Source organism: Mesorhizobium sp. M7D.F.Ca.US.004.03.1.1 (assembly GCF_003998635.1).
Taxonomy (GTDB): domain Bacteria; phylum Pseudomonadota; class Alphaproteobacteria; order Rhizobiales; family Rhizobiaceae; genus Mesorhizobium; species Mesorhizobium loti.
The window spans coordinates 1-397 of record NZ_RZQG01001868.1 but is presented as its reverse complement, the minus strand read 5'-3'; the positions used below and the strand labels follow the sequence as shown (position 1 = coordinate 397).

Genomic DNA, 397 nt, shown 5'->3' with positions numbered 1-397 from the left:
CCTCGTAGGTAATGGCGCCACAATGGCAGCCGCCGTCGAGTTTCATCTTCGCTCCTCCAGAATTCTCGACGATCTTAGCGGGGCAAGGCCGCGAGGCAACGGCGCAGCGCTAGTCCAGCGCCGGATCGGATGCGGTCTCGATCAGCTTGCGCCGTTTTTCCCAGGTGCCTGACGTCTGCGGCTTGACGAACAGCCGCGTGATCTCCGGCATCTCTTTTTTCAGCTTCGCCTCCAGACGCTCCACACAGGCTTCGATCTCCGGCGCCGTCAGATGATCCTCGAATTCGATGCTCAGGCCGGCGACGATCTCTGTCGGCCCCATATGGACGGTCAGGACGCCGTTTGCCCGCTGCACCGCCGGATCTTGCTGGGCGATCGCCAGCACCTGTCTCTGCAC

General features: G+C 62.5%; 1 pseudogene. It reads right to left on the bottom strand.

From position 1 onward, the window contains the following. Window positions 1-109: 109 nt before the first annotated feature. Window positions 110-397: pseudogene (locus tag EN935_RS40445) on the bottom strand (cation transporter); the annotation flags it as partial.